Origin of the sequence: Enterobacter cloacae complex sp. GF14B (assembly GCF_004136805.1) — a bacterium.
Classification (GTDB): Bacteria; Pseudomonadota; Gammaproteobacteria; order Enterobacterales; family Enterobacteriaceae; genus Enterobacter; species Enterobacter hormaechei_C.
The window spans coordinates 1-25554 of record NZ_QFRV01000067.1 but is presented as its reverse complement, the minus strand read 5'-3'; the positions used below and the strand labels follow the sequence as shown (position 1 = coordinate 25554).

At 52.0% G+C, this 25554-nt stretch carries 22 protein-coding genes, 2 tRNA genes and 1 pseudogene; 20 read left to right on the top strand and 5 right to left on the bottom strand.

Going from position 1 to position 25554, the window contains the following annotated elements:
* The 18 genes and pseudogenes from DD606_RS18765 to DD606_RS18685 all read left to right on the top strand — a co-directional run.
* A pseudogene (locus DD606_RS18765) lies at positions 1-427 on the top strand (type VI secretion system ATPase TssH); the annotation flags it as partial.
* Positions 427-987 (top strand): hypothetical protein, encoded by a 561-nt coding sequence (locus DD606_RS18760; protein WP_045894530.1) that lies wholly within the window; start codon positions 427-429, stop codon positions 985-987. The pseudogene DD606_RS18765 and the gene DD606_RS18760, both read left to right, overlap by 1 nt.
* Complete coding sequence (locus DD606_RS18755; protein ID WP_072050877.1) at positions 981-1523, top strand: putative T6SS immunity periplasmic lipoprotein; 543 nt, start codon at positions 981-983, stop codon at positions 1521-1523. Before DD606_RS18760 ends, DD606_RS18755 begins: the two co-directional genes overlap by 7 nt.
* Positions 1510-4152 carry a type VI secretion system Vgr family protein gene (locus DD606_RS18750; protein WP_045894534.1) on the top strand — a complete coding sequence of 881 codons (2643 nt, stop codon included), beginning with the start codon at positions 1510-1512 and terminating at the stop codon, positions 4150-4152. Before DD606_RS18755 ends, DD606_RS18750 begins: the two co-directional genes overlap by 14 nt.
* A 2-nt stretch (positions 4153-4154) precedes the next feature.
* A complete protein-coding gene (locus tag DD606_RS18745) occupies positions 4155-6173 on the top strand; it encodes a peptidoglycan DD-metalloendopeptidase family protein (protein WP_045894536.1) in 2019 nt (672 codons plus the stop codon).
* Between the two features lie 10 nt (positions 6174-6183).
* Positions 6184-7047 carry a hypothetical protein gene (locus DD606_RS26485; protein WP_237765869.1) on the top strand — a complete coding sequence of 288 codons (864 nt, stop codon included), beginning with the start codon at positions 6184-6186 and terminating at the stop codon, positions 7045-7047.
* A 274-nt stretch (positions 7048-7321) separates the two neighbouring features.
* Complete coding sequence (locus DD606_RS18735; protein WP_072050878.1) at positions 7322-7579, top strand: PAAR domain-containing protein; 258 nt, start codon at positions 7322-7324, stop codon at positions 7577-7579.
* Positions 7580-7583: 4 nt separating this feature from the next.
* Positions 7584-8795 (top strand): hypothetical protein, encoded by a 1212-nt coding sequence (locus DD606_RS18730; RefSeq protein ID WP_063444051.1) that lies wholly within the window; start codon positions 7584-7586, stop codon positions 8793-8795.
* Between the two features lie 14 nt (positions 8796-8809).
* Positions 8810-12226 (top strand): ImcF-related family protein, encoded by a 3417-nt coding sequence (locus tag DD606_RS18725; RefSeq protein WP_129258972.1) that lies wholly within the window; start codon positions 8810-8812, stop codon positions 12224-12226.
* Positions 12226-13800, top strand: a complete 1575-nt coding sequence (gene tssA / locus DD606_RS18720; protein ID WP_045894538.1) for a type VI secretion system protein TssA — start codon at positions 12226-12228, stop codon at positions 13798-13800. The genes DD606_RS18725 and tssA overlap by 1 nt, the downstream gene beginning before the upstream one ends.
* 32 nt (positions 13801-13832) lie before the next feature.
* A complete protein-coding gene (gene tssF, locus DD606_RS18715; protein ID WP_045894539.1) occupies positions 13833-15596 on the top strand; it encodes a type VI secretion system baseplate subunit TssF in 1764 nt (587 codons plus the stop codon).
* Positions 15551-16645: a type VI secretion system baseplate subunit TssG gene (gene tssG, locus DD606_RS18710; protein WP_074165190.1), complete on the top strand. Its 1095-nt coding sequence runs from the start codon at positions 15551-15553 to the stop codon at positions 16643-16645. Before tssF ends, tssG begins: the two co-directional genes overlap by 46 nt.
* On the top strand, positions 16626-17150 hold the full coding sequence (gene tssJ, locus DD606_RS18705) for a type VI secretion system lipoprotein TssJ (protein ID WP_003857655.1): 525 nt from the start codon (positions 16626-16628) through the stop codon (positions 17148-17150). The genes tssG and tssJ overlap by 20 nt, the downstream gene beginning before the upstream one ends.
* Positions 17150-17593, top strand: a complete 444-nt coding sequence (gene tssE, locus DD606_RS18700) for a type VI secretion system baseplate subunit TssE (protein WP_129258974.1) — start codon at positions 17150-17152, stop codon at positions 17591-17593. Before tssJ ends, tssE begins: the two co-directional genes overlap by 1 nt.
* A 331-nt stretch (positions 17594-17924) precedes the next feature.
* Complete coding sequence (locus DD606_RS25995) at positions 17925-18320, top strand: hypothetical protein (RefSeq protein WP_176691449.1); 396 nt, start codon at positions 17925-17927, stop codon at positions 18318-18320.
* A 48-nt stretch (positions 18321-18368) separates the two neighbouring features.
* Positions 18369-18497: a hypothetical protein gene (locus DD606_RS26480; RefSeq protein ID WP_255573107.1), complete on the top strand. Its 129-nt coding sequence runs from the start codon at positions 18369-18371 to the stop codon at positions 18495-18497.
* A gap of 179 nt (positions 18498-18676) precedes the next feature.
* On the top strand, positions 18677-18877 hold the full coding sequence (glgS, locus tag DD606_RS18690; RefSeq protein WP_022650936.1) for a cell surface composition regulator GlgS: 201 nt from the start codon (positions 18677-18679) through the stop codon (positions 18875-18877).
* 172 nt (positions 18878-19049) lie between these two features.
* Positions 19050-19520 (top strand): Hsp20 family protein, encoded by a 471-nt coding sequence (locus DD606_RS18685; RefSeq protein ID WP_003857647.1) that lies wholly within the window; start codon positions 19050-19052, stop codon positions 19518-19520.
* A 178-nt stretch (positions 19521-19698) separates the two neighbouring features.
* On the opposite strand, the gene DD606_RS18680 is transcribed toward DD606_RS18685, so the two are convergent.
* From DD606_RS18680 to mdtK, 3 genes are all read right to left on the bottom strand, one after another.
* Positions 19699-19775: transfer RNA gene (locus tag DD606_RS18680), tRNA-Val, on the bottom strand.
* A 4-nt stretch (positions 19776-19779) separates the two neighbouring features.
* Positions 19780-19856: transfer RNA gene (locus DD606_RS18675), tRNA-Val, on the bottom strand.
* Positions 19857-20009: 153 nt separating this feature from the next.
* On the bottom strand, positions 20010-21383 hold the full coding sequence (mdtK, locus tag DD606_RS18670) for an MdtK family multidrug efflux MATE transporter (protein ID WP_003857645.1): 1374 nt from the start codon (positions 21381-21383) through the stop codon (positions 20010-20012).
* Positions 21384-21608: 225 nt separating this feature from the next.
* On the opposite strand from mdtK, the gene DD606_RS18665 reads away from it, so the two are divergent.
* Positions 21609-22250, top strand: a complete 642-nt coding sequence (locus DD606_RS18665; RefSeq protein WP_003857643.1) for a riboflavin synthase — start codon at positions 21609-21611, stop codon at positions 22248-22250.
* Between the two features lie 31 nt (positions 22251-22281).
* Here the strand turns inward: DD606_RS18665 and cfa are convergent, their stop codons facing one another.
* Together cfa and punC are read right to left on the bottom strand one after the other, a co-directional pair.
* On the bottom strand, positions 22282-23430 hold the full coding sequence (gene cfa, locus DD606_RS18660) for a cyclopropane fatty acyl phospholipid synthase (protein ID WP_003857641.1): 1149 nt from the start codon (positions 23428-23430) through the stop codon (positions 22282-22284).
* Between the two features lie 298 nt (positions 23431-23728).
* Entirely contained in the window at positions 23729-24928 is a 1200-nt protein-coding gene (gene punC, locus DD606_RS18655; protein WP_003857639.1) for a purine nucleoside transporter PunC, read from the bottom strand.
* Positions 24929-25040: 112 nt separating this feature from the next.
* Here punC and DD606_RS18650 point away from each other — a divergent pair.
* On the top strand, positions 25041-25554 hold a 514-nt coding region (locus DD606_RS18650), incomplete at its 3' end, for a LysR family transcriptional regulator (protein ID WP_129258970.1).

Here is a 25554-nt window from a genome sequence, read left to right as displayed (position 1 = left end):
GATGCTGGAGGAACAGCCGGAGGCGACAGAGCCGGACCTGCATGAACTGCTGCGTCCTGTCCTGCGGGACCACTTCCAGCCCGCGCTGCTGGCGCGCTTCCAGACGGTGATTTACCGTCCGCTGGCGGAAGCGGCCATGCGTACCATTGTGGAGATGAAGCTGAATCAGGTGAGCAGACGCCTCAACCGTCACTACGGTATGAAGACCGATATCCACGAAAGCCTGTACGATGCGCTGACCGATGCCTGCCTGCTGCCGGACACCGGGGCGCGCAATGTTGACAGCCTTCTGAACCAGCAGATTCTGCCAGTGCTGAGCCAGCAGCTGCTGAGCCATATGGCGACAGGGCAGAAGCCGCAGCATCTTACACTGGGCTGGGATGAGGAAGAGGGGGTAATGATTGAGCTGTGGCAGGAGGATGAGTGATGACCATCCACGATAAAAAAAAGAAGGTGGATAAAAAAGAAGAAAAAGAAGGTTCGCTGCGGTTACTGACATCAGGAGAGATTGTGCTGGCGAAATCGGTTTACAAGTCAACGATCCCGTACCATAAGGTCTGGATCCATCATGACAGCTATCTTCCCTTTGGCCTTCAGAATAAAAATACGGCGATGTCCCCGAACGGTGAGATTTATTTTCGTCACTGGTACAGGGATGATTACGCGTCGACTTTACCTTTTCTGCAACATCTTTTTATTCATGAAATGGCACATGTCTGGCAACGTGAAAAAGGAATGAACATCATCGGGCGGGGGCTTGTCAGCTGGGCGGTGAGTTACCGTTATGTCCTGGATGGACGTCTGTTAAGTGAATATCCCATGGAACAGCAGGCACAGATTATTGCTGACCATTTTACGTTGCAGGCTGAAGGATACGAGACATGGTGTGATCTGAGAAAAGCAGGTGATATCACGCTTGACGGTAACATTTCTGAGCCCGTTATCCGCCACCTGTATACCAGCACGCTGCGGGGGTTCCCATGGTGAAAGCAATAACCTTTCGCCGTAGGCATGCTTTTTTGCTCAGCCTGACATTACTGACCGGTTGCCCCGGCCACGGGGATTACATTCGGCCTGATGAAATAACAACGGTCAGCACAAGAGGCGACAATGTGTGTTTCAGCGTTCCGGAGCCAGAGGACTACCAGCCAGTCAGTATTTCCATCGTTCCAAGAGGAACCCGGTTCAGGGAGCGGCAAATTACGTTTGATCCCACACTTCGTATTGTGAACGGCCAGCTATGTATCCCACCTTCATTCCATCATTTTCCTGATAAAGGCCAGTTCATTGTCAGATACGTTCTGCACTCTGAGCGCCATAAGGATACGCCGCGCAGAATGGTCGCCGGGGTAGAGATTGCCGGCGAGTGTATTTTCGACATTCCGCTTAATGACATGGAGGCAGTAAGGCCGTACGGCGAGTTGGACAACAGTGAAGTTCAGCCTGATCAAGGCCAACGTGATGGTTCCTGCAGATCCCCTTTTAGATCCGTTCATGGAGTGAAAAATTATGAATCTCAGTGACTCTTTGCAAAACGTTTTATCCGGGGCGGGAACCCTGAACCGCTACAGGCTGGATATTCCTTCCTGTCCTTCTCCACTTGATGTGGAAGACTTCAGCGGTATTGAAGGCCTGAGCAGAATTTACAGGTATGACATCATTTTTACCACTACGGACAAACATCTTGAGGCTGCCTGGTTTTTGTGTAAACCCGCAACCCTTACGATGGGGGGCGGGTTACTGGAGAGTCTGACTGAACAGAAAAAAGTGCACGGTGTCATTACTCATTTCAGACGCATTTCCGGCTCTGCCGACCAGACACAGTACCAGATCACGCTGAAACCATTCCTGTTTTTGCTGGATAAGCAGCACCGCAGTCACCGTTTCTTTGTCAATAAGTCGGTACCTGAAGTAGTCGAGCAGGTGTTACAGGAGCATAACCTGCATGGTTGGGAATATGAGTTTAACCTCAAGCAGAGCTATCCAAAGCGTGAGCAGATAAACCAGTATCAGGAAAGTGACCTGGCGTTTATTCAGCGCCTTCTGGCGGAGGTGGGGATATTTTACTGGTTTACCCTCCAGGAAGACGCGCAGACAGAAGTGGTGCATTTTGCCGATGCGCAGCGGGCGCTGGTATTTGGTAAAACCTTGCCAGTCAACAGTCCGTCCGGGATGAGCGACAGCGGGGATGACTCGGTGTGGGGCCTGAACATCACCCATAACGTGGTGGAAGCCAGCGTCACCACGAAAGATTACAACCACCGTGACGCACAGAGCATACTGCAGTCGGCACCGGCGGATATGACCCGGGGAGACGGTGAAGGGGTGACCTATGGTGATGTCTATCACTACCGGCTGCGCCATCTGGCGCGCGGTGACAAAATAGACCCCACGGCAGAAACGGCTAACTTTTACGCCCGCCTGGACCACGAGCGTTTTCTGGCAAACCAGACGCAAATCACAGGCTACAGCACTGCGGCGTGGTTGGCACCTGCTCAGGTGCTGAATATTACCAACGGCCTGCCACCTACCCTGCCTGCTGTCTTACAGGAACCGGTGCTGGTTATCAGCACGCATTTTACTGCCAGTCGCAAGAGCGCCCTTCTGGTGGATATTTTGGGCATTCCGTACAGCGAAACGGTGTGCTGGCGTCCGGCACCGCTGCCGCGCCCGAAGGTGACCGGGACGATGACGGCGCGTATCACCAGCGCAAAAGCCAACGATATCTACGCCTGGCAGGATGCATCCGGGCTATATCGGGTGAAATTTGACGCCGACCGGGATGACAAGTCGCAGGGCCAGGAGAGCATGCCGGTACGTCTCGCCAAACCCTACGGCGGCGACGTGTACGGTTTTCACTTCCCGTTGATTCAGGGCACGGAAGTGGCGATCGCGTTCCACGAAGGCGATCCCGATCGTCCGTATATCGCCCATGCGCTGCACGACTCGCGGCACGTTGACCATGTGACGGAGAAGAACAGCACCCGGAATGTGATCCGCACGCCGACGAACAACAAGCTGCGGATGGAGGACAAACGCGGCGAAGAGCATATCAAGCTCAGCACGGAGTACGGCGGCAAGACGCAGCTGAATCTGGGGCACAATGTGGATGCGTCCAGGGCGCTGCGGGGGGAAGGATTTGAATTACGTACAGATTCTTGGGGAGCTATCAGAGCGGGGAAAGGGATATTTATTACCGCGGACAGCCAGTCTGAAGCACAAGGGCAAGTGTTAGATATGGCTGCGGCACAATCTTTGTTGGCTCAGGCCCTTAGTCAGATGGAATCACTTTCACAGGCAGCATCAGCGGCAAAAGCACAGCTTCTGCAATATGAGCAGCAACAGGCACTAATGGAGGAGAAGTTGCTTACTCTAAAGCAGGCTGTATTACTTGCAAGCGCACCTGAAGGAATTGCTTTAGCCAGTGGAGGTCACTTTCAGGCTACCGCTAGTGATAACATCTTTATGACCGCAGGGCAAAGTATTGAGTGGGGGGCAAAGAAAAATATCACCCTTGCAGCTTCTAAAAAAATATCAATATTTACAGAAAATGAAGGCATAGAGGCTATTGCTGCAAAAGGTGATCTTATATCACAAGCCCAGTCTGGGAATATTGAAACAATAGCTAAACAAAATATTTCCTTAGTCAGCACAACAGAGAATATTACACTGACAGCAGCAAAAACGTTGACGTTGGCTTGTGCTGGAGGGGCCTATATTCGTCTGTCTGAAGGGAACATTGAGCTAGGTTGTCCTGGTGATATCATGATGAAGCAAAGTAAGCTTCTCTATAGCGGACCTGCATCTATACAATCAAAAATCCCAGAACTGCCTGATAGTGGTCCACAGTCAATGAGTTTCATGTTGTTAGATGCTTTTGGTAATGCCGCGCCATCCGCTATGAAAGTAAGGCTTTTTGATAGTGAATCAAAAGAACAAATATGGAACTCCGCTTTTAATGATGGAGAGTCAGGTAGTTTTGAACAACCTGAAAGTAAAAAATTCCATGCAATAATTGGCAATGATAAATGGACGAGCATTTTTTCTTATGACAATGGACATGAGATTGAGGATGAGATTGATGATGAGCAGGTTTATGATGAACATGGTCCACAATATGATGGTGAATTAAACGAACAGGATAAGGAATAACCATGGAACAGTATACGGTTCAGAAGGGTGACAGTCTGTGGAAAATAAGTCGCAAATTTGGAACTGATGTTAATGAACTAGCCCGTATTAACGGTCTTCTCACTAAAGCAGAAAAACATATTATCCAGCCTGGTCAGGTATTGAATTTACCATCAAAAGACAAAGTCTATGATACTCAATTAACTTTGAGGATTTTCGATCTTGCCTGGCGTCCGCTTGGAGATACAAAACTCAGACTCACTTTTGATGATAAGATGTATGATTATGTAACAGACAATAGTGGTGTTGTCGCTGGTCTGCTTATTGAAGACAGTACCAAAGGTATAAAGGTTGAACTGCAACATTTAAATAAAAAAGAATACATTCTGATTGCCGACCATAAAAAATTGCCTTTGGGTACATTAAGTCTGCGGATATCGTCCAGAGAAATGATAATCAAAGGGAGCACCAGTGTTAAAAAAGGAACTCAACAATCGAGTAAACTGCAGGAAAAAGAAAAAGCGAAACAGAAAGGCAATTCATCTGCTTTCGGTTTGTCAAAAAATAAAACAACAGAAAGTCAAACTCCTTCTATAAATCATACCACCAGAACTGAAGGCGGTGCCCCTACTAATGTGAGTAATATTGGTAACGTCAGTGATGGATTACGTCTTCCTCCAGAAGCAGAGCAATATCGTGATTATATCATTGAAACAGCTAAAAAGTATAATTTCCAACCTGAGGGGCTTGCTGCATTGATTTATGCAGAATCGAGGTGGAAGTCTAATGCAACTAATACGACGGGTTCAGGGGCTGTAGGCTTAGGGCAATTCAAGCCTAAAACATGGTTATATCTTTGTACTATATCCGAATCTAAGATTTATCAGTTTATAACCGAAAGGTATTCCTATCAAAAGCTAAAATATGAGAATGGCGAACTTTTTGGTGTGTCGGTCAATGGGGCAATAACAGAAATCGACAAAAATACGGTATTGGCACTACGTGCTAATGCGGAATATAGTATCGATATGATTGGTTTGTATGATAGGTTAGGGGTTGATAATATTTCTGATGTGCTAATTGGTGTATCATCACTCGAACCAGATGAAATTATTAAATTAGCTTATCTTATTCATCATAATGGTGAGAGTGGAGCCTACGACATTATTATGAATGGAGCTGGCACAGAGAGTAAATATAAAGTCTATACGAACGAGAATTTAAAATCAAGACTTGAAAGTAACATTAATGATGCTGATGCAAAGAAGTATCTTTCTATCGATGGGACAGGGCGGACTGCATATGTGGCTTGGCTAGTTTCTTACTATAGAGCTATTATTGTTCCAGATGATTATCGGGTGACACCAAAAGAAACAGATTATGATCTTAAAGATATTATTAAAAAACTTAATCCAAATTTTGATTTGAATACTGAATTGCCGGCGCAAACATCAGAAGCTTCATCAACTGTTCAAACTGTTGGTGCTGATACAATATCAGGTCATTCTGGTAAATGGCATAATCCTTTGGAAATATGTAAAATCAGAACTCATGGCCTGAGTGGCCTCAGAGCTGCAACTTTTGGCAATGATGTCAGGCGTGTCAATGGAATGCCAAAACCCCATCAAGGAGTGGATATTGAGGCTCTTCCGGGTACTCCTATTTATGCCGTGGCTGATGGACGTGTGGCACTAATTAGAGATAACGGTGATTATGGAAAACAACTTTGTATTATTATACAAATAGATGATTTACCAGCAAGCAAGGCTTCTCTTTGTGAATATGATGGAAATCAGTTGCAGGTCATTTATTTTTTTTATGCGCATTTGTCAGAGATTAGCTCTGATATTTCTTATGACTCATTAGTGAAGTGTGGGGATATTCTTGGTAAAACGGGGTGTACAGGGAATGCTAATGGCATGACTACAATTGAACTTGGTGCACATTTGCATTTTGAAGCAAGAAAAACTAAGAGACCAGGGCGAGGAATCGTTGACCGTATTGATCCAGTACCATTTATTGATGGATTCAATTATCCTTAAGGAATTTATTATGACAAAATTGGTTAAGTTTTTGATATTCTGTTATGCAATAATTTCGCCATTAACTAAAGCAGAAGCAGAAAGTATGTCTTCAAGTCGTGTTGATGAGCAATCATGGGAAGTCCGTCAAGAAATTTATGAGCAAGAGAAACATGAAGGTTATATGGAATTCAAAAGCAAACAAAATAACCTTCCTGATAATGAAAGATCAAAGTCATTAAGAGCTAATGAATATTGGTTGATAAATAAAAAACAAGATTTCTGGATTGGAGTGTTCAATGGTAAATATGTAAGAATACCTAAGGGTACTTATGCTCATGTTCCTAATGATATATTATTTCCTGAAAGTATAATTCGAATAAAAAAAAGCAACAAAATATCTCAATTTTCATTACTGAATAGTAATGGAAAATATCCATCAGTTTGTGTTAATCGAATGGATGGTGTGTTGTCTGATGCTGAAGATTATATGGTTTTTTATGTTGGCTGCGCTTACAATAATTTAAATTCTAAGAAGGTAAGTGTTTTTTACAATATCCTTTTTTATAGTAAATTGTTTGATACTATATTGCAACTTGATGCATTTCCTGATTCTGCATTGCAGGGTGAGAGTATTAGCGTTTTCAAAAAATCAGTTGAAAAAGTTGGAGATTACTATATCGATTATAGTATCGAGTCGGCATTTAGGTTTACAGGTCCAGATCAGGTTATCGTTGTTGATGAAAAAACTGGAAAACCTCAAAATAAGTTACAGAAAACAGATGGTAACGGAAAACCTGTCATAAAAAATGGAGAACCAGTTATGATTGATGATTCAGATAGATTCCAGCCTATTATTTTAAAAAGACTTGCTGAAGTCACTATTGTTGATTAATATTTTTATAAATTATTTTGATTGTCCATGGGGGATAAAATATGAAATATTTATTTTTATTCAGCTTTTTGATTTCAATTAATTTCGCATTACTTTGTCTATTGGGAAACAAATCTAACGTTTAGAATCAATGGGAAAGATAAAGTCAAAGATGTAGATCCCGATACAGGATTGCCGTTAAATAGGGATGATAGCTCCGAAGATGCAGATGGTGTTCAGGTATTACCTCTTGAAAGGCTTCCTGAAGTTAAATAATAAATAAGATGGCTACATTATGAAAAGAACTATTTGTGTTGGTGACAAAAATTCTCATGGTGGGATTGTTTTGAGCGGCTCAACTCAGATCTACATAGATGGTAAATCGGTAGCGCGTAAAAATGATCTGGTTGCATGTCCCATACATGGTGTAAATAGCATTAACGAAGGAGATGAAAACCATTGTGATAATGGATTGGCTATTGCTCTTGAGGGGCATCGCTGTGCATGTGGTGCTATTCTTATATCTGCTGGTTCACGTGTTTTGAAGGAATAGTATTATGCCAGTAAATATTTTCGATATTCCTCAAGAAAAAGCTATAATCAAAAAAAAATGGTCATTGTGGCTTGAGGTGGGGTTTTTATTTTGCATGATTACCTTTTATGTGTATGTGTTTTTAATTTATTTTCCAGAGTATTTATCAAAAAATCCCATTATTTTTTGGGTTGAATTGTTGCTGATTCCACTAATCATAGCTTGTATTGTATTCTTTTTTAGAATTGTGGTTTGGAATAGTGAAAATATCGAAGCGGTTAGCTGGAATGAACATCGTGCCGCATACTATCGAGAATTGCTACAAAAAGGCAGGATAAATCTTGATATTGTTGAACTCCAGATCAGATTACCGGATTTAAATGGTTCAGTGGATAATGTTGTAAAAAAAAACATATTACCGGTTCGATACACCCCTAGAGGTATGCATATGGCCAGGTACCTTTCTTTTTATCCATCTAAAGACGAATTAATAAATGATGAGTGGATAAAGGAAAGAAAGGTTGATTTATTTAATGGAATTGTAAGTGATTTAATTAATGATATTTATATGCATATAAAACTATTGCCTGCGAATACTAAGGTAAAAGTAGTATGCATCCTTGATGATGATTTAAAGGCTTTAGCTGAAAGTATTTGGCGACGTTGCTTTGATAATGTATTTCCGTTTGAACGCATTGACTTTAGTAATGATTTGTCAAAATCAATAGATAACTGGTTGGACAGTTATTCTGATGGATACATAGTTCTCATTGCAGCCAGTTTTTATGGTACGGAACTGATTAGTGAAAATATTGCTGATAAATCGGAGTCTGTGGTCTTTTTATTAGGAAGACTTAATGGTGATGGTAAAATTACTAATGCTTCATCTTTAGGTAACTTTTTTAGACCCGAGTTCGATTGGACAGGAATAGATAAATCTCTAGTATGGGGAGGAGTTAATGAAGAGAGTGGGTTATCTGGTGTCATTTATTCAGGGCTGAATCAGGAGGAAGTTAAGAGGTTGGTGTTAAAAACATCAGATTATATGACTGAAAGTGCACTTTCGGCGTATACTTATATTGACTCAGGTAATTATTTAGGTATATGTTCACCTCTTACCGTTTTTTTGCAATTGAAATATGTTAATGAATACCTTCTTCCTGGAAAATATTTGTTTGTAAATAAAAGTAATGATCTTTTAGTCTCGCATTTCTTTAGTTCGATAGCCGATAGATAAGGATGCATTACGGCATGAAAACTTTCCTCATCAGATTCTCTGGCGCTTTTTTTGTTGTCTTTGTTACAATGGTTTTAATCCTAATGCATTACTTATGGGGGGAGTCTTTAGGGTGGACAGCGCCAGCAGAAAAACTTCGAGTGTTCTGTGCTATTTTTTCCATTTCTGTGTTCCTTTCTTTGCTGCTTATAACTCGACGAACAATTATTGCATTTTCTTCGAGGGTTAATTTTTTCAAAAAGCTGAGCGATATACAGGAACCCAAATCAGACCTTGGCACGTATTTAAAGTCGAATGCAGCAGGGAAAATATTAATAACCGAATTACAACAAGCTTTGCGTCAAACCTACGGTCGTCGCTGGCACCGCAAGCTCCGTATCCTGCTGATAACTGGCAGCGCTTCAGACGTCGAACAGCTCACCCCAAAACTCACTCAGGAACTCTGGCAGGAAGACCAAGGGACGCTGCTGCTGTGGGGCGGTGACCCGGCAGCACCGGCGGACGCTGCCTGGCTTACCGCGCTGCGTAAACTACGCCGCCGCCCGGTGGATGGCGTAGTGTGGGTGACCTCCGCGTTTGACCGCTTCGCGGGGTCAGATGCTGAACCGGCAGCGCCGCTGACTCCTGAATACATGGATGCCCTGTCCCACGCTCTGAAGGGGCGCAGTGACGCGCTGGGCTGGAAACTGCCGCTGTATGTCTGGTCGCTGCATCCGCGAACCGGAGAGCAGCAGGGCCGGATTTCCCAGCCTGTGGGGTGCCAGCTGTCAGCGGCCTGTAAACCTGAAGCACTGGCCCGCCAGCTAAGCGACCTGATCCCGCTCCTCACCGCGCAGGGTATTCAGCAGATTTGCGACAAACCACAGCACGATTTTTTACTCGCCCTGGCTGACCAGCTAACCCGCGAGCCGCAATCGCTGACCGGACCCTTATCGGTATTGCTTAACCCGTACCGCCCGCTACCTCTGGCTGGCGTGGTGTTCAGCCCGCCTTCAGCAGGGGCAGGTCGCAGTGTTGCTCATTACTGGGGCAAAGACAACCGCTGGGATGCCATCCCGGCCTCGGCACAGGCCTTACCGGCAGCTCTGCGCCCGCGTAAACCCGGAATCAGCTGGACGCAGATGGCGGGCGTGAGCGTGGCGGCGCTGATGGTGCTGTGGGGCATATCCATGGCCGTCTCCTTTGTCGCCAACCGTAGCCTGGTGACGATGGCGCAGGAGCAGGTTCAGCAGTCTGTGGCAGAGAAACAACCGCTGAGCAAGCGTCTGCACGCCCTGTCTGAACTTCAGAAAACCCTTGCCCGTTTACAGTACCGTGGACAACACGGCGTGCCCTGGTACGCACGCGGCGGCTTAAGCCAGAACGATGCCCTGCTGGCGGCGCTCTTCCCGCGCTATAGTGAAAGCGCCTTGCCGCTGTTGCGCGATGCGGCGGCGGAACACCTCACTCAACAGCTCCAGGCCTTTGTACAGCTGCCACCGGACAGTCCGTTACGTGAGCGCATGGCAAAACCGGTTTACGACCGGCTCAGGCTCTACCTGATGCTTTCGCGGCCGGAGAAAATGGATGCGGCCTGGTTTTCCGCCACGCTGATGCGCGACTGGCCACGGCGTGCTGGTGTGGCAAACGGCCTCTGGCAGGGCAGCGGCCCGGCACTGTACGCTTTTTATACCACGAGCCTGGCGTCACACCCGCAGTGGCGCTTACATGTTGACGATATGCTGGTCAGTCAGACGCGTACGCTGCTGGTTCGCCAGATGGGGGGGCGAAACAGTGAATCCACCCTCTATCAGAAAATGCTCGCACAGATGGCGAACCAGTATGCCGATATGCGCCTGGCGGACATGACGGGGGATACCGACGCCCCGCGCCTGTTCACCACGGATGAATTTGTGCCGGGGATGTTCACCCGTCAGGCGTGGGAGGAGGCGGTACAGCCTGCCATTGATAAGGTGGTGAATGAACGTCGCGAGGAGATGGACTGGGTGCTGAGCGACAGCAGACAGCCCGCCACGCAGCAGACCTCGCCGGAAGCCCTGAAGCAGCGGCTCACCGCACGTTATTTTGCCGACTTCAGTACCGCCTGGCTCGATTTTCTCAACAGTCTGCGCTGGCAACGGGCAGTGACCCTGTCCGACGCCATTGACCAGCTCACCCTGATGGCGGATGTGCGTCAGTCGCCGTTGGTGGCGCTGATGAACACCCTGAATATCCAGGGGCGAACCGGTGAGACCGGCGAGGCGATATCCGATTCGCTGGTGAAATCCGCAAAAAATCTGCTCGGTGGCGATAAACAGCCGGCCATTGACCAGAGCGGCGGCCCGCGCGGCCCGCTGGAGGCGACCTTCGGCCCGGTGCTGGCGCTGATTAACAGCCAGCAGAAAGGCGGCGGAAATACCGACCTGAGCCTCCAGACGTTTCTGACTCGGGTCACCCAGGTGCGCCTGCGGCTACAGCAGGTGACCAACGCCGCTGACCCGCAGGCCATGACCCGGCTGCTTGCGCAGACGGTGTTTCAGGGTAAGGCGGTGGATTTAACCGAGACCCGCGACTACGGCAGTCTGGTGGCAGCGGGACTCGGGCAGGAATGGAGTGGTTTCGGGCAGACGATGTTTGTGCGGCCTATGGAGCAGGCCTGGCAGCAGGTACTGACTCCGGCGGCTGAAAGCCTGAATGCACAGTGGCAGATCGCCGTGGTGGATGACTGGAACAACGCCTTTGGCGGGCGGTATCCGTTTAAGGATGTCAGCAGCGAGGTCTCACTGCCGTTGCTGGCCAGATACCTCAACGCTGATTCCGGACGTATCACCCGTTTTCTCCAGACCCGTCTTAACGGCGTGCTGCACAGGGAGGGGAGTCACTGGGTGCCGGACAGCATCAACGCTCAGGGGCTGACCTTCAATCCGGCCTTCCTCAGGGCGGTTGATACCCTGAGCCATATTTCCGATGTGGTGTTCACTCGCGGGGAGGCGGGGTTGTCCTTTGAACTGCGCCCGGGAACGGCGGATGGCATCATGGAGACGCGGCTGGTTATCGACAGCCAGAAGCTGACTTATATGAACCAGATGCCCGCCTGGAAGCGTTTTATCTGGCCTGCGGACACCGAAGCGCCGGGTGCGGCATTAAGCTGGATAAGCACACAGGCCGGCACCCGGCAGTATGCGGATATGTCCGGGGCGTGGGGCTGGATAAGGCTGCTGGACAAGGCGTCAGTCAGCGCGTATCCCGGCACGGGCAGCAGTTACAGTCTCACGTGGCAGGCGCAGGATGGCAAACCGCTGAACTACACCCTGCGTACCGAGGCGGGGGAGGGCCCGCTGGCCCTGCTGAAGCTGCGAAACTTAAGCCTGCCGTTGCAGATATTCACCGTCAGCGAGCCCGCCGCTGACCCCCTGACCGATGACACCGACCCCACAGAGGAAACGTACTGATGGCATCCGTTCACACACTGATTACAGCCTGCCAGGCCGCGCCGGAAGCGCTGGCGGAACAGGCGCAGCAGCGCCTTTCCCTGTGGGACAACTGGCTGCGGCCAGTACAGGCGGACAACCCCACCGGCGCTGACCCCGGCTACGACGATGATTTTCAGCAGATGCGCGAGGAGGTCAATAAACTTTCCGGGGCAGATGCCGACCTGATTTGTACCCTTGCGGAAAAACTGCTGACCACCACCACAAAAGATATTCGTGTCGCCACGTATTACGCCTGGGCGCGACTGCACCGGGATGGTGAAGCGGGACTGGCGGACGGACTGGATCTGCTGGCGGGTTTAATGCAGCGCTTTAACACACAGTTGCACCCACAACGCGAACGCAGCCGACAGGGGGCGCTGGAGTGGCTCGCCAGCACCAGAATGCTCGACAGTCTGTCTCTGTACCCGGAGGCCAACAACGCTGACACCCTGCGCATTGCCGGTGCCCTGTGGCTTACGGAGCAGGTGGCGGAAGGCGCCATCCCCGGCGCGCTGTATCAGGCGCTGGAAACCCGGTTACAGAAATCCGGTGGCCCGGATGCGGTGGTGCCGCAGAATGTGAGCGACGCCAGTCACTTCATGCCCGCCGGTGAGATCCCCGCCCTGACCGGCATAGCCTCAGGCCAGGAGCTTCTGGCCCAGGCGCGGATCCTGGCGGACTACCTGAGAAATCAGCCGGACGGCTGGTTATCCGCCCACCGGCTGATAAAGAACCTGCGTCACGACACCCTGCGCCAGCTACCGCCGCTTCTGGCCGACGGCAAAACCCGCATCGAGCCGCCAAAACCGGATCAGCGCGCACTGCTGAAACGGCTCTACCTGCAACAGAGCTGGCGTGAGCTGATGGAAGAGGCGGACAGCCTGCTGTCGCGCGGCGCAAACCACCTGTGGCTGGATGTGCAGTGGTATCTGCACCAGGCGCTGCTGAAATCCGGGCAGGAGCACGAGGCGGCGATTATCCAGGCCGACCTGAAAGGCCTGCTCTCGCGCCTGACCGGGCTGGAGACGCTGGCCTTTAACGACGGTACGCCGTTCGCCGATGAAGTGACCCTGAACTGGATTCAGCAGCAGGTAACGGACAGCGGCGGGGGCTGGCAGGAGGACTCAGCCGTGACAGCGGCGACCGCTTCCGGCGATAACGATATCCTGCAACTGGAGAGCGAAGCGCTCACACTTGCCGACAGCGACGGCCCCGATGTGGCGCTGTCCTGGCTGCAAAATCGTCCTGGTATCACCACGGCACGCAGCCGCTGGCTGCTGCGCCTGTTAATGGCGAGAGTGGCCGAACAGACCGGTAAAAACGAGCTGGCGCTGCACCTGCTGGGCGAGCTGGATGGTTGTGCGGCTGCTATTACGCTCACGCAGTGGGAGCCGGACCTGCTGTTCGAGGTAAAAGCCCGGCGCCTGAAGCTGCTGCGGATGAAGGCCGGACGTAATGATACAGATAAAACACGCCTGAATCCGGAGATGGAACATCTGCTGGCGGGGCTGATTGCCATCGACCCGGCAAGAGCGGCCGTACTGTGCGCCTGACCCTTTTTGCTCCCTGAACGCTGAGAAATTAAATGGAAGATTTAACCCTGCGTTATTTTGACGCTGAAATGCGCTACCTGCGCGAGGCGGCGAAAGAGTTCGCGCAGACGCACCCCGACCGGGCGGCAATGCTCGACCTCGACAAAGCCGGCACACCTGACCCGTATGTTGAACGGCTGTTTGAGGGCTTCGCCTTCTCCATGGGACGTCTGCGCGAAAAGATAGATGACGACCTGCCGGAGTTGACCGAAAGTCTGGTGAGTATGCTGTGGCCGCACTACCTGCGTACCATCCCGTCCCTGTCGGTGGTGGCACTGTCCCCGGATGTGCCGGCGATGAAAATGGCGGAAACGTTGTCCGCCGGGCTGGAAATCAGCTCCCGCCCGGTTGGTCCTAAAAACACCGTCTGCCGCTACCGCACCACCCGGGATCTGACGCTGAATCCGCTCGCGGTGGAAAAGGTCATTATGACCACGGAGCCTGACGGGCGTTCGCTCCTGCGGGTGCGTTTTGCCTGTAGTACGCAGGCGGACTGGCCGCAGACGGACCTCCGGCATCTGCCGCTGTACCTGGGCGAAGATAGGGTGACGGGCAGCAGCCTGCACCTCTGGCTGACAAAACGCCAGGCGGCGCTGTACATTCGCCTGCCCGGGCAGACGGAGCGGATCGCACTGGACGGTTATTTCTCCCCGGGCGGTTTTGCTGAGGAAGATCGGCTGTGGCCAAAGGGCGACAGCGCCTTCAGCGGTTATCAGTTGCTGCTGGAGTATTTCACCTTCCGCGAAAAGTTTATGTTCGTCCATCTTAACGGGCTGGAAAATATCACGCTTCCGGCGGGTACGGCGTATTTCGATATCGAGGTGGTGTTCAGCCAGGTATGGCAGAGCGATTTACCGGTAACAGACAGCAGCCTGCGCCTGCACTGCGTGCCGGTAATTAACCTGTTCACCCTGGAAGCTGACCCGCTGACCATCAGCGGGCTGGAGAGTGAATATCTGCTGCGCCCGAAACGTCTTCAGGACGGGCATACCGAGATTTACTCGGTGGACAGCGTCAACGGCTCCGGGCGTACCGGCGAAGCGCACTATGTGCCGTTCACCAGTTTTCGCCATCAGGGCGGCATGATGCGTCGTCACGCGCCGGAACGGTATTACCACACCCGCGTGAAGCGGGGCGTCACCGGGATGCACGATACCTGGCTGATACTGGGCGGCCAGCAGTGGGAAGCTGACCGGATGCTGGAGCGGGAGACAGTCTCGCTGCGCATCACTGGCACCAACGGCCAGTTACCGCGCCGGGCGTTGCAGAGTACGCTGCTGGACCGCTGTGAACAGGTCTATGACACGCCCCTCACCGTGCGTAATCTCTGCAAGCCGACGCTGCCCGCATACCCGCCTGCGGAGGATCGTTTCCACTGGCGGGTGATGAGCCATCTGGGCTCCCGGTTTCTCAATATGATGAGCAGCGCTGAGGTGCTGCGCGGCACGCTCTCGCTCTATAACTGGCGGGACGACGAGCTGAACAACCGTCGCCTCGATGCCATCCTGGATGTCAGGCACCACCGCATTCAGCGCTTTGAGGACGGTTTTTTGCTGCGCGGGCTGGACGTGGAGGTGACGCTCGACAGCAATGGATTTACCGGAGAGGGCGATATCCACCTGTTTGGCGAACTGCTGAACCGCTTTTTCGCCCTGTATGCCGATATGAACCAGTTTAACCAGCTCACGCTCATTGTTCAGCCAGAAGGGAAATATATCCGGTGGAAAGAGAATCACAGTCCGCGCCTGCCCGGCTGATGGCGCAGGTACGGCACCAGCTGCCGTATATGAATTTTTACCGCTTCTGCCAGCTGCTGGAACAGAGCCTGCCGGAGATGCCGGTGCCCGGCAGCGACTGGCGGGTGCGGCAGGAGCCAGTGCGTTTTCGCCCGCATCCGGGGATGGGGTTTCCGTCCGGTGAAATCCGGGGGATGGAAGACCCGGAACATCCGCACCTGCCGCCGTCGGTGCGCGTCACCTTTATGGGGCTGTACGGCGTGGAGTCGCCGCTGCCGACCCACTACACCGACGATATCGCTCAGCGACGGGAAGGGCACGACGCGACGCAGGATTTTCTGGATATTTTCAGTCACCGGCTGATTACCCAGTATTACCGCATCTGGCGTAAGTATTCGTACCCGGCCACCTTTCAGGCCGGCGGCGCTGACAACACATCACAATACCTGCTGGGCCTGGCGGGGCTGGGGATACCCGGCTGCGCTCAGGCAGCCGGTACGCCGCTGTCGCGATTTCTGGCGCTGCTGCCGGTGATGATGCTGCCGGGACGGACGGCGGAGGGAATGGGGGCGCTGGTGCGGCTGCTGGCACCGGATACGCGCACGCAGGTTTATCACCATGACCGCTGCCGTATCCCGCTGAAGCAGCCGGTTGCGATGAGTACATGCCAGCCGGTCAGCCTGAAGCACCGTCCGGTGATGGGCACGCATGCCACGGATGTGAACGGCCAGGTGCTGTTGCGCCTGAGCACGGACAACCCGGAAGAGATCCGGGGCTGGCTGCCGGGCGGTGACCTGCACGCTGACCTGATGGCGCTGCTGCACGTGTGGCTGGGCGCGCACCTGGATGTACGTATGCAGTTATGCGTTGCCCGGCATTTGCTGCCGGATGCGCGGCTGTCCTGCAATGCGGAACAGATCGCGCAGGTCGGGCGCACGGCAGTGCTGCGTCCCCTTAATCCGCAACAGAACAGAAACGACATTATCACCATTCACCCTGGACGCTTTCAGCGCGTCCGGGAAAACATTCAGCGAAGGAAAAACGATGAAGATGGCGATTACCGCTGGTAAAGCGCTGGCAATCACTCTGGCGACCCTGTTAACCGGCTGTGGTCTGACGCAGAAAGTGACGGATGGCACCGTCGCCGTCACGAAGTCCATTTTTTACAGACAGGTGAAAACCCTTCACCTGGATATTCAGGCGCGCGAAGGGGTGAACAACAACGCGAAGGGGGCATCGCTGGCAACGGTGGTGCGAATTTACCAGCTTAAAGAGCGTAAGGCGTTTGACAGTACTGATTATCCGTCGCTGTTCGCCAGTGACACTCAGGCCATTAAAGCCGATCTTGTGGCGGAAAAGGATATCCGCCTGCGCCCTGGCGAATCGGTGACGCTGGATATGCCGATGGAAGAGAGCGCGCAGGTTGTGGCGGTGGCGGGGATGTTTATGGCACCGGACCAGGTAAATGATACCTGGCGTATTACCCTGACCCGTGACGACCTTGACCCGGATAAGGCGCGGGTTATCGAAGTCAGTAATAATCGTCTGACGCTGAAACCGCTGGAGGGGGAATGATGCCGCGTCCGTCTCTGTATGACATGCTGTACGGTAACTTCGCCGGCGGGCTTGACCTGCACAGTGTCAGTGAGGAGAACCAGCTGATTTTATCAGTACTCGATAACATGCAGCGCATCCTCAACTGCCGCGCCGGTACGCTGGCTCACCTGCCGGGCTACGGTCTGCCGGATATGACAAAAATCCTCCAGGGAATGCCCGGGACCGCCCACCAGCTGATTACCACACTGTCGGCTGTGTTGCTGAAATACGAGCCGCGCCTGAGCCGGATTAATGTGGTGATGCAGGAACAGATTCAGCCCGGTGAACTCCGCTACGCCATTGATGCGGAGCTGAAGGGGGTGGGGCTGGTGCGCTACGGCACGGAGTTTATGCCCGAGGGCAGGGCATTAATCCGTCATCTGAAACAACAGCAGTATCTGGATAATACAGCCCGATTGTGAGCCAATTTTGAAATTCAGCACGCAAAACCACCCCACATCTTTTACCGACATCGCGAGGATGCATATTGCAGAGTTTCGCCTGCGAAAATAACCACTTCATGAAAATTGGGCGAGCAGGCAACATGAACGACCAGATATTTATTTTACCCTGGTCAGAAAAGATACATTAAAGAGTTACTTTTCAATGAGTTATTGTAGAGCTTGTGCTGTAGCGGGTACTGAAATATTAATAATTGATTTCTTCGCCATGAGTCATTGCATTTTATCTGGCGAAAAGGTCAATGGCTGAGGGGATACCCTGAGTATGATGACGTCAATCATGGATACAGATATGAAAATGAGAATTCTCCTTCTTACGGTCATTGTACTTTTTAACATGCAGGCTGGTGCCGCCCGTGGAAGACAGCCCTGCTCTGGCTCAAAAGGTGGCATAGCACACTGTACATCGGATGGTCGTTTTGTCTGCAATGACGGAAGTCTGAGCCAGTCGAAGCGATTCTGTTCAGGTTATGGTGCCTCCGAACTGCCCCGGCAGGTAAAACCCTCCCCCTCCGCCAGGAAAGCGCAGAAGAAAAAGAGAATAGCCGTGAAAGGCCAGGAGCAGCGTGTTGTAGAAAACAATGCGCAGTTCGATACACAACCGCGGCAACCTACATGCGCCCCTCTCTATATGGCCAACAAGCCCGGATTCACCCATTTACCCATTTGTTCAGGTAATCAGTATTAATCCGCCAGTGTAAACGTTCTTTGTCTGTTATTCGAACTGATAAGACGCTTGCAGTTGGAAACCCACCTGAACGCGCTGGGCGACCTGTTACAGCGTCTGGCAGTAAAGCACGCCGTTCGCACCTTCCGGATACGTGGCGAACTTACTGCATGGCAGGCGTTTATGTTTTCTGCATGAGTGATAAAAGGGAGGGAAAATCATGACCAGGGCTGAAGAGTTTTGTCGTTCCTGAAATGTGAACACTGGCAGATGGATGCGCACACATCGCTCAAAAATCGATCTTTTTCAGGCGGATACTGAGATCAGAAAAGCATATGACCTTGAACAGTAACCACAGCGACTGGAGGGATATGCTAATGAAGCGACAAGATATAAACGCATTAAAGAATTTTGATTTTCTGGCACGCAGTTTTGCCCGTATGTACGCCCTGGGCCAGCCAGTTGATATCGATGCCGTGACCGGCAATATGAGTAATAAACAGCAGGCATGGTTCCGGGAGCGATATGACCACTACCGAAAGCAGGCTGAGCGGGCGAGAGTAATAGAACTGCGATGATGTAACGAACAACGGGCTTAACGGCCCGTTGCTTTTTTAGGTTCCAGCTACATTTTTGCAGGCTCCTGAGGTTGAAATATTTTGCGGTAACCTCATATAGAAAGCGGGTAAGGAACACCTGCCCATAAGACATGAACTTTTTGAATATTCTTTTTTACTGTTCAGGAGGTACATGATGACTCTCAGAACCTTTCCCGTGTTGAACGATCTCTCCGACTCTCTGTTTGCGGACCGTTTTAACCGTATCGATCGCCTTTTTAGCCAGCTAACCGGCAGTACGCCGTTGCCCTCCACGCCTTCTTACAATATCCGGCGGCTGGGCGATAACCGCTATGAACTGACGCTCAGCGTGCCGGGCTGGAAAGAGAGCGAACTGGAAATTGAAACCGTTGGCGGTCAGCTGAATATCAGCGGTAAACGTGAAGAGGAGAAAACCGAAAACGGCGAAGAAGGGTGGATCCATCGGGGTATCAGCCGCAGCGACTTCCGGGCCAGCTATAGTCTGCCGGAGCATGTGAAAGTGACCGGCGCTTCGCTGGAAAACGGCTTACTGGCAATTGAATTACACCAGGATATCCCGGAAGAAGAGAAACCGCAGCGCATCGCCATCAACAACAACCCAGCGATTGAACATAAGCCGTAATCGTTGACTGACGTTGTTTTCACGCCCGGCAAACGCCGGGCGTTTTGCTAACCTGATGGGGCTTATGCCATTCCGCTTTTCCCGGTACGCGCGGGCTGGAGGTCACTTTCGATGTGCTTAAAAGGTTTGCTGCCTCTGCATGAGGCTGAACGGGAATGAAATGTGAGAGAAAACAGATTGGTGCGTCTGAATGGACTCGAACCATCGACCCCCACCATGTCAAGGTGGTGCTCTAACCAACTGAGCTACAGACGCAAGATGGTGCGTTCAATTGGACTCGAACCAACGACCCCCACCATGTCAAGGTGGTGCTCTAACCAACTGAGCTATGAACGCATTGTGTTGTCGGTGACAACGGGGACGAATATTAGCGGCACAGCACCAAGGTGGCAAGAGGGAAAATGCATTTTTCTCTCTGATTTCACGCGATTGCTTCATTACCGCGCAAAGTGAAGAGAAAGTAGCCGCCAGCCGGCGGCTACAGGGTCATCAACGTGCAGCGCGCTGCAAAATAACCGTAGAGGGCTGACGTTGCAGGAAACGCATGCGCAGCATCATCATAATGGCCGCAGACGTTAAGCCGATGATAAAGCCCATCCAGAATCCGGCTGGCCCCATGCGATCCACCACCAGATCCGTGAGCGCCAGAATGTACCCGCACGGCAGACCCAGCACCCAGTAAGCGATAAAGGTGATAAAGAAGATGGAACGCGTATCTTTATACCCACGCAGCACGCCGCTGCCAATGACCTGGATGGAGTCAGAGATCTGATAAATGGCCGCCAGCAGCATCAGGTGCGAGGCCAGAGTCACTACCTCCGGGTTGTCGTTATAGAGCAGGGCAATTTGCTCACGCAACAGCACGGTAAAGAGGGCGGTACAGACCGCCATGCAGACGCCGACGCCCAGCCCGGTGCGGGCAGCCGTTTGCGCATCCAGCGTAGAACCTTGCCCCAGACGGAAGCCCACGCGAATCGTCACCGCAGCCGCCAGCGACATCGGCAGAACAAACATCAAAGAGCTGAAGTTCAGCGCGATCTGGTGGCCTGCCACATCAATAATCCCTAACGGCGAGACCAGCAGGGCGACGACGGCAAACAGCGTCACTTCAAAGAACAGCGCCAGCGCAATGGGCAGACCCAGCTGTGTCAGGCGGGTCAACATCGACCAGTCAGGCGTGCTAAAGGTGGTGTCGTTGCGAATGTCGCGCATGGATCGCGCATGCTTAATGTAGGTGAGCATGCTTCCGAACATCACCCAGTACACCGCTGCCGTCGCCACGCCGCAGCCCACGCCGCCGAGTTCCGGCATGCCAAAATGACCGTAAATGAAGATATAGTTCACGGGAATGTTCACCAGCAAGCCGATAAAGCCCATCACCATGCCCGGCTTGGTTTTTGCCAGCCCTTCACACTGGTTACGTGCCACCTGGAAGAACAGATAGCCGGGCGCGCCCCAGAGCAGGGCGCGCAGATAACCGACCGCCTTATCCGCCAGCGCCGGGTCGATATTATGCATGGCGCGAATAATATACCCGGCGTTCCACAGGACGATCATAATCAGGACGGAGACGAACCCGGCCAGCCAGAAGCCCTGGCGCACCTGATGGGCCACGCGGTCACGTCGACCGGAGCCGTTAAGCTGTGCGATGACAGGCGTTAGCGCCAGCAGCAGGCCGTGACCAAACAGAATGGCCGGGAGCCAGATTGAGGTTCCGATCGCCACGGCGGCCATATCGGTGGCGCTGTAACCACCGGCCATTACCGTATCCACAAATCCCATTGCGGTTTGGGCTACCTGCGCGACGATCACCGGTATTGCCAGTGCCAATAACTGACGCGCTTCGATCATATACTTCTGCACGTGAACACCTTTGTATTGTAGTTATTTGAGAGACTAAAAAGGCCGCCGTTACTGGCAGCAAGAAGAAAAAACAGAGGGATGCCAGCTATTGTAGCGGGGTTTAACTAATTATCTAGTGAAAAAATCGCCAGAAATTGCGCATCACTGGCAACCTGTTTTTTCAACTGTTATTGTGGTGGGATTATACGGTGTCATCGCCGTTCGGAATGAACAGGAGCTGTAAGCATGTTTACTGGTATTGTGCAGGGCACTGCCAAAGTGGTGTCCATTGATGAAAAACCGAATTTCCGCACTCACGTGGTTGAGCTGCCTGAATATATGCTCGACGGCATTGAAACCGGGGCGTCGATAGCGCATAACGGCTGCTGCCTGACGGTGACCGAAATTAACGGTAATCAGATTAGCTTTGATTTAATGAAAGAGACGCTGCGCATCACTAACCTGGGTGAGCTGGTGGTGGGAGATATCATCAACGTTGAACGCGCGGCGAAATTCAGCGATGAGATTGGTGGGCATCTGATGTCGGGCCATATTATGACCACCGCAGAAGTGGCGAAAATTGTGACCTCGGAAAATAACCGTCAAATCTGGTTCAAGGTGCAGGATCCGTCATTAATGAAATACATCCTTTATAAAGGATTTATTGGCATCGATGGGATTAGTCTGACCGTCGGTGAAGTGACGCCTACGCGTTTTTGCGTGCATTTAATTCCTGAAACGCTGCAACGTACTACGCTTGGCGCAAAAAAATTGGGGCAGCGCGTAAATATCGAAATTGATCCGCAGACCCAGGCGGTCGTGGATACCGTTGAGCGCGTGCTGGCGGCGAAAGAGGCGGCGATAATAAAGACCGTGGAAGAAGAATAAAAAATAACCCCGGGAAACCGGGGTTATTTTTTCAGCGAGCCACCCGCAAGCCGTGCTCAATCCCACGACTAAACACCACCTGCCACAGCTGTATATCCCGCGCACGGAACGCGCCCGCACAGGCATTCAGATAATAGCTAAACATCCGTTTGAATCGTTCCGAATAGTTGTCGGCGATTTCAGGCCATGCAGCCTGGAAACGTTCATGCCAGGCCATCAGAGTCGTGTCGTAATCTGCGCCGAAGTTATGCCAGTCTTCCACAATAAAATGCGGTTCGCTGGCGTTCGCAATCTGGCGAACAGAGGGTAAACAGCCATTCGGGAAGATATATTTGTTGATCCAGGGGTCCACATTGTTATCGGTGCGCTTAGAGCCGATGGTGTGTAGCAGGAAAATTCCGTCAGGCTTCAGGTTACGATCGGCGACCTCAAAGTAGGTCTTGTAGTTCTTCGGCCCCACGTGCTCGAACATACCTACGGAAACAATACGATCGAACTGCTCATTCAGGTCGCGGTAGTCCTGAAGCCGAATATCAACATCCAGTCCCAGACAGCGTTCCTGCGCCATCTTCTGCTGTTCAGCCGAAATCGTGACGCCGACTACGCTGACGCCGTAATTTTTCGCCATAAACCAGGCAAGACCACCCCAGCCACAGCCGATGTCCAACACACGCATACCGGGCTGTAACTGCAATTTATCGCAGATCAGTTGCAGCTTATCCTGCTGCGCCTCTTCCAGGGTCGTCGCTTTTTTCCAGTATCCGCAGGAGTACTGCATTAAAGGATCGAGCATACGGCTGAACAAATCGTTGCCAAGGTCGTAATGCTCTTTACCGACGATCCATGCCCGTTTTTTACTTTGCAGATTGAACAGGCGGGCGGAGGCGATACGTAAGGTATCTTTGAAATGACGAGGGAGCTGTTTTTCAAGACCGGCGCGTAATACGCTGGAGAAGAACATATCCAGCCGCTCACACTCCCACCAGCCGTCCATATAGCTTTCACCCAGCCCTAACGATCCCTCCTGTAACACGCGTTTGAAAAAATCGGGATGCTTTATCTGGGGATCGGAGGGGGATGAGCCATTAATCGTAATGCCCGCACGTCCCAACAGTTCACTGACGATCCGGGACCAGTTATCGTCCGGAACGCTGACTTCTTCTATACACGATGAACTCATAGCTTCTCCATCACCTTGCTGTGATCAGAACCTTAAAACAGCGTAGACGCTTTTTTGGTTTGTGAGAAATCTCACGGTAAATGCCCGCGAGGCTAATATCCGACGTAGAACAGAGGAAGGGAGATAACCCTTGCCGAAATGCCTTCCATGGTAAAACGGGAGCGCTCCGGCTCCCGTTAACACTTAATATTTATCGTATTTAATCGAACCAAATTCAGTATAGGCCGCAAAATTTGGTGATTCAACAGAAAATTGTTAGCTACCTAATCACTGGTTTTTAACATAGTTTCCCGCGCAATCAGGCGTGCGACGTTTCGGTTTGTGCATTGTCATTCTGCTCGCGAAGCGCGGAGGACTGCATGCGATAACCCAATCCCGCCAGCGCAACGGTGATCAGCATCACGCTGGTAGTGGTGAGCAGCGGGGTTGCAATCAACGCAGAGACTACGAGACTTGCCAGGAAGCACAGGCCAAGTTGCAGGGTATTTTGCAGCGCGGCAGCGCGGCCTGTCGCCTGCGGAAATGGACGCAACGCCTGGGCTACAACGATAGGGTAGATGGCCCCGTTAGCGATCGCCATGACGCAGAACGGAATCAAAATTTCTGCAAGCCCGGCGCCGGGAATAAAGCCGACAGCCCAGGTCGCAATCACGCTTAGCGCATACAGCACCAGCAGCCAGGGCAGCATCTGTTGGCCTTCCCATTTTTGCAGCGCGGCGCGACAGCCATAGCCACCCACCAGGAAGGCGATGGTCTGTGGTACATAGCTCAGGCCGATAGCCGCCGGGCTGTAGCCCATGTCATGCAGAATGAACGGCGAACCGGTCAGCCAGGCAAAGAAGCTGGCAGAGCAGGCGGCATAAATCAGCACGTTACCGCGATAGGCTTTCGACCGCAGTAAAGAGGTAAAGGTGATGGGCTTCGCGTCCGGATGCGTCTCTTTTTTATGCGCCGGTTTAAGCCCGAACGCGGGCAGCATCAGGACCAGCGTAATAGCAAAGAGCGTGGCGAAAATGGCCTGCCAGTCGAAATGCGCCAGGATCCAGCTTCCCAGTAACGGGGCAAGCGCCGGCGACAGGCCGACCAGGGGCATAATGGTGGCGAATATACGGTTAGTGCGCGAGGCGGGGTAGTAATCGGTTACCAGCGCCTGCCAGGTCACCGCAGCGGCACAGACACCGACCGCCTGAATAAAGCGCAGCGCCAGCAGCCAGGCGGCATCGCGGACCCACAGCATGCCCAGACAGCCTGCGGCAAAAATCGCCAGCCCCAACAACAGGACGGGTTTACGGCCAAAACGATCCGAGAGCGGCCCCCACAGCAATTGCGCAAAAGCAAAACCGGCGAGGAACAAACTCAAACTGGCGCTGATGGCGGCGGCAGGGGTTTGCAAATCTTCCTGCATCGCGGCGAACGCGGGCAGATACATATCGGTCGCCAAAAAGCCCAGCACGCTTAAGCCGCCGAGCCAGACTAAAAATCCTTTCCTGGGTTGCACTTTTTTTCTCCTGAGGAGGCAGGTGTACGTTAGCGCAGAGTGTAGGGAGTGCAAAGCGGCTTGTGAAACGCTAATATTTGGCGGGTGCATTCAAAAAATTTGCAGGCTAAAGATGTGGTCAGATTATTCCCTTGAAGTGGTTGATGCCGTGGCGCGTAACGGCAGCTTTACCGGCGCCGCCCAGGAGCTGCATCGCGTTCCCTCGGCGATCAGTTACACGGTGCGTCAGCTGGAAGCGTGGCTGGCGGTGCCGCTGTTCGAGCGGCGTCATCGCGACGTGGAGCTCACGCCTGCCGGAGCGTGGTTTTTGAAGGAAGGGCGGTCTGTCATCAAAAAAATGCAGATCACCCGTGAGCAGTGCCAGCAGATCGCCAACGGCTGGCGCGGGCATCTCGCTATCGCGGTGGATAACATTGTTAAGCCGGAGCGGACCCGGCAGATGATCGTCGATTTCTATCGTCATTTTTCCGACGTCGAACTGCGTGTTTCGCAGGAAGTGTTCAACGGCGTCTGGGATGCGCTGGCGGACGGCAGGGCGGAGATGGCGATTGGTGCAACCCAGGCGATCCCGGTTGGTGGGCGCTACGCGTTTCGCGACATGGGCATGCTGAGCTGGACCTGCGTGG

Bases quoted from the DNA above. Each gene is read 5' to 3' on its own strand.
- DD606_RS18730 (WP_063444051.1), top strand. From the start codon at position 7,584: ATGCCAGTAAATATTTTCGATATTCCTCAAGAAAAAGCTATAATCAAA.
- DD606_RS18725 (WP_129258972.1), top strand. From the start codon at position 8,810: ATGAAAACTTTCCTCATCAGATTCTCTGGCGCTTTTTTTGTTGTCTTT.
- tssJ (WP_003857655.1), top strand. From the start codon at position 16,626: ATGGCGATTACCGCTGGTAAAGCGCTGGCAATCACTCTGGCGACCCTG.
- DD606_RS18685 (WP_003857647.1), top strand. From the start codon at position 19,050: ATGATGACTCTCAGAACCTTTCCCGTGTTGAACGATCTCTCCGACTCT.
- DD606_RS18755 (WP_072050877.1), top strand. From the start codon at position 981: ATGGTGAAAGCAATAACCTTTCGCCGTAGGCATGCTTTTTTGCTCAGC.
- tssF (WP_045894539.1), top strand. From the start codon at position 13,833: ATGGAAGATTTAACCCTGCGTTATTTTGACGCTGAAATGCGCTACCTG.
- DD606_RS18745 (WP_045894536.1), top strand. From the start codon at position 4,155: ATGGAACAGTATACGGTTCAGAAGGGTGACAGTCTGTGGAAAATAAGT.
- DD606_RS25995 (WP_176691449.1), top strand. From the start codon at position 17,925: ATGAAAATGAGAATTCTCCTTCTTACGGTCATTGTACTTTTTAACATG.
- glgS (WP_022650936.1), top strand. From the start codon at position 18,677: ATGAAGCGACAAGATATAAACGCATTAAAGAATTTTGATTTTCTGGCA.
- DD606_RS18760 (WP_045894530.1), top strand. From the start codon at position 427: ATGACCATCCACGATAAAAAAAAGAAGGTGGATAAAAAAGAAGAAAAA.
- tssA (WP_045894538.1), top strand. From the start codon at position 12,226: ATGGCATCCGTTCACACACTGATTACAGCCTGCCAGGCCGCGCCGGAA.
- DD606_RS18750 (WP_045894534.1), top strand. From the start codon at position 1,510: ATGAATCTCAGTGACTCTTTGCAAAACGTTTTATCCGGGGCGGGAACC.
- DD606_RS18665 (WP_003857643.1), top strand. From the start codon at position 21,609: ATGTTTACTGGTATTGTGCAGGGCACTGCCAAAGTGGTGTCCATTGAT.
- DD606_RS26485 (WP_237765869.1), top strand. From the start codon at position 6,184: ATGACAAAATTGGTTAAGTTTTTGATATTCTGTTATGCAATAATTTCG.
- DD606_RS18735 (WP_072050878.1), top strand. From the start codon at position 7,322: ATGAAAAGAACTATTTGTGTTGGTGACAAAAATTCTCATGGTGGGATT.
- tssE (WP_129258974.1), top strand. From the start codon at position 17,150: ATGCCGCGTCCGTCTCTGTATGACATGCTGTACGGTAACTTCGCCGGC.
- cfa (WP_003857641.1), bottom strand. From the start codon at position 23,430: ATGAGTTCATCGTGTATAGAAGAAGTCAGCGTTCCGGACGATAACTGG.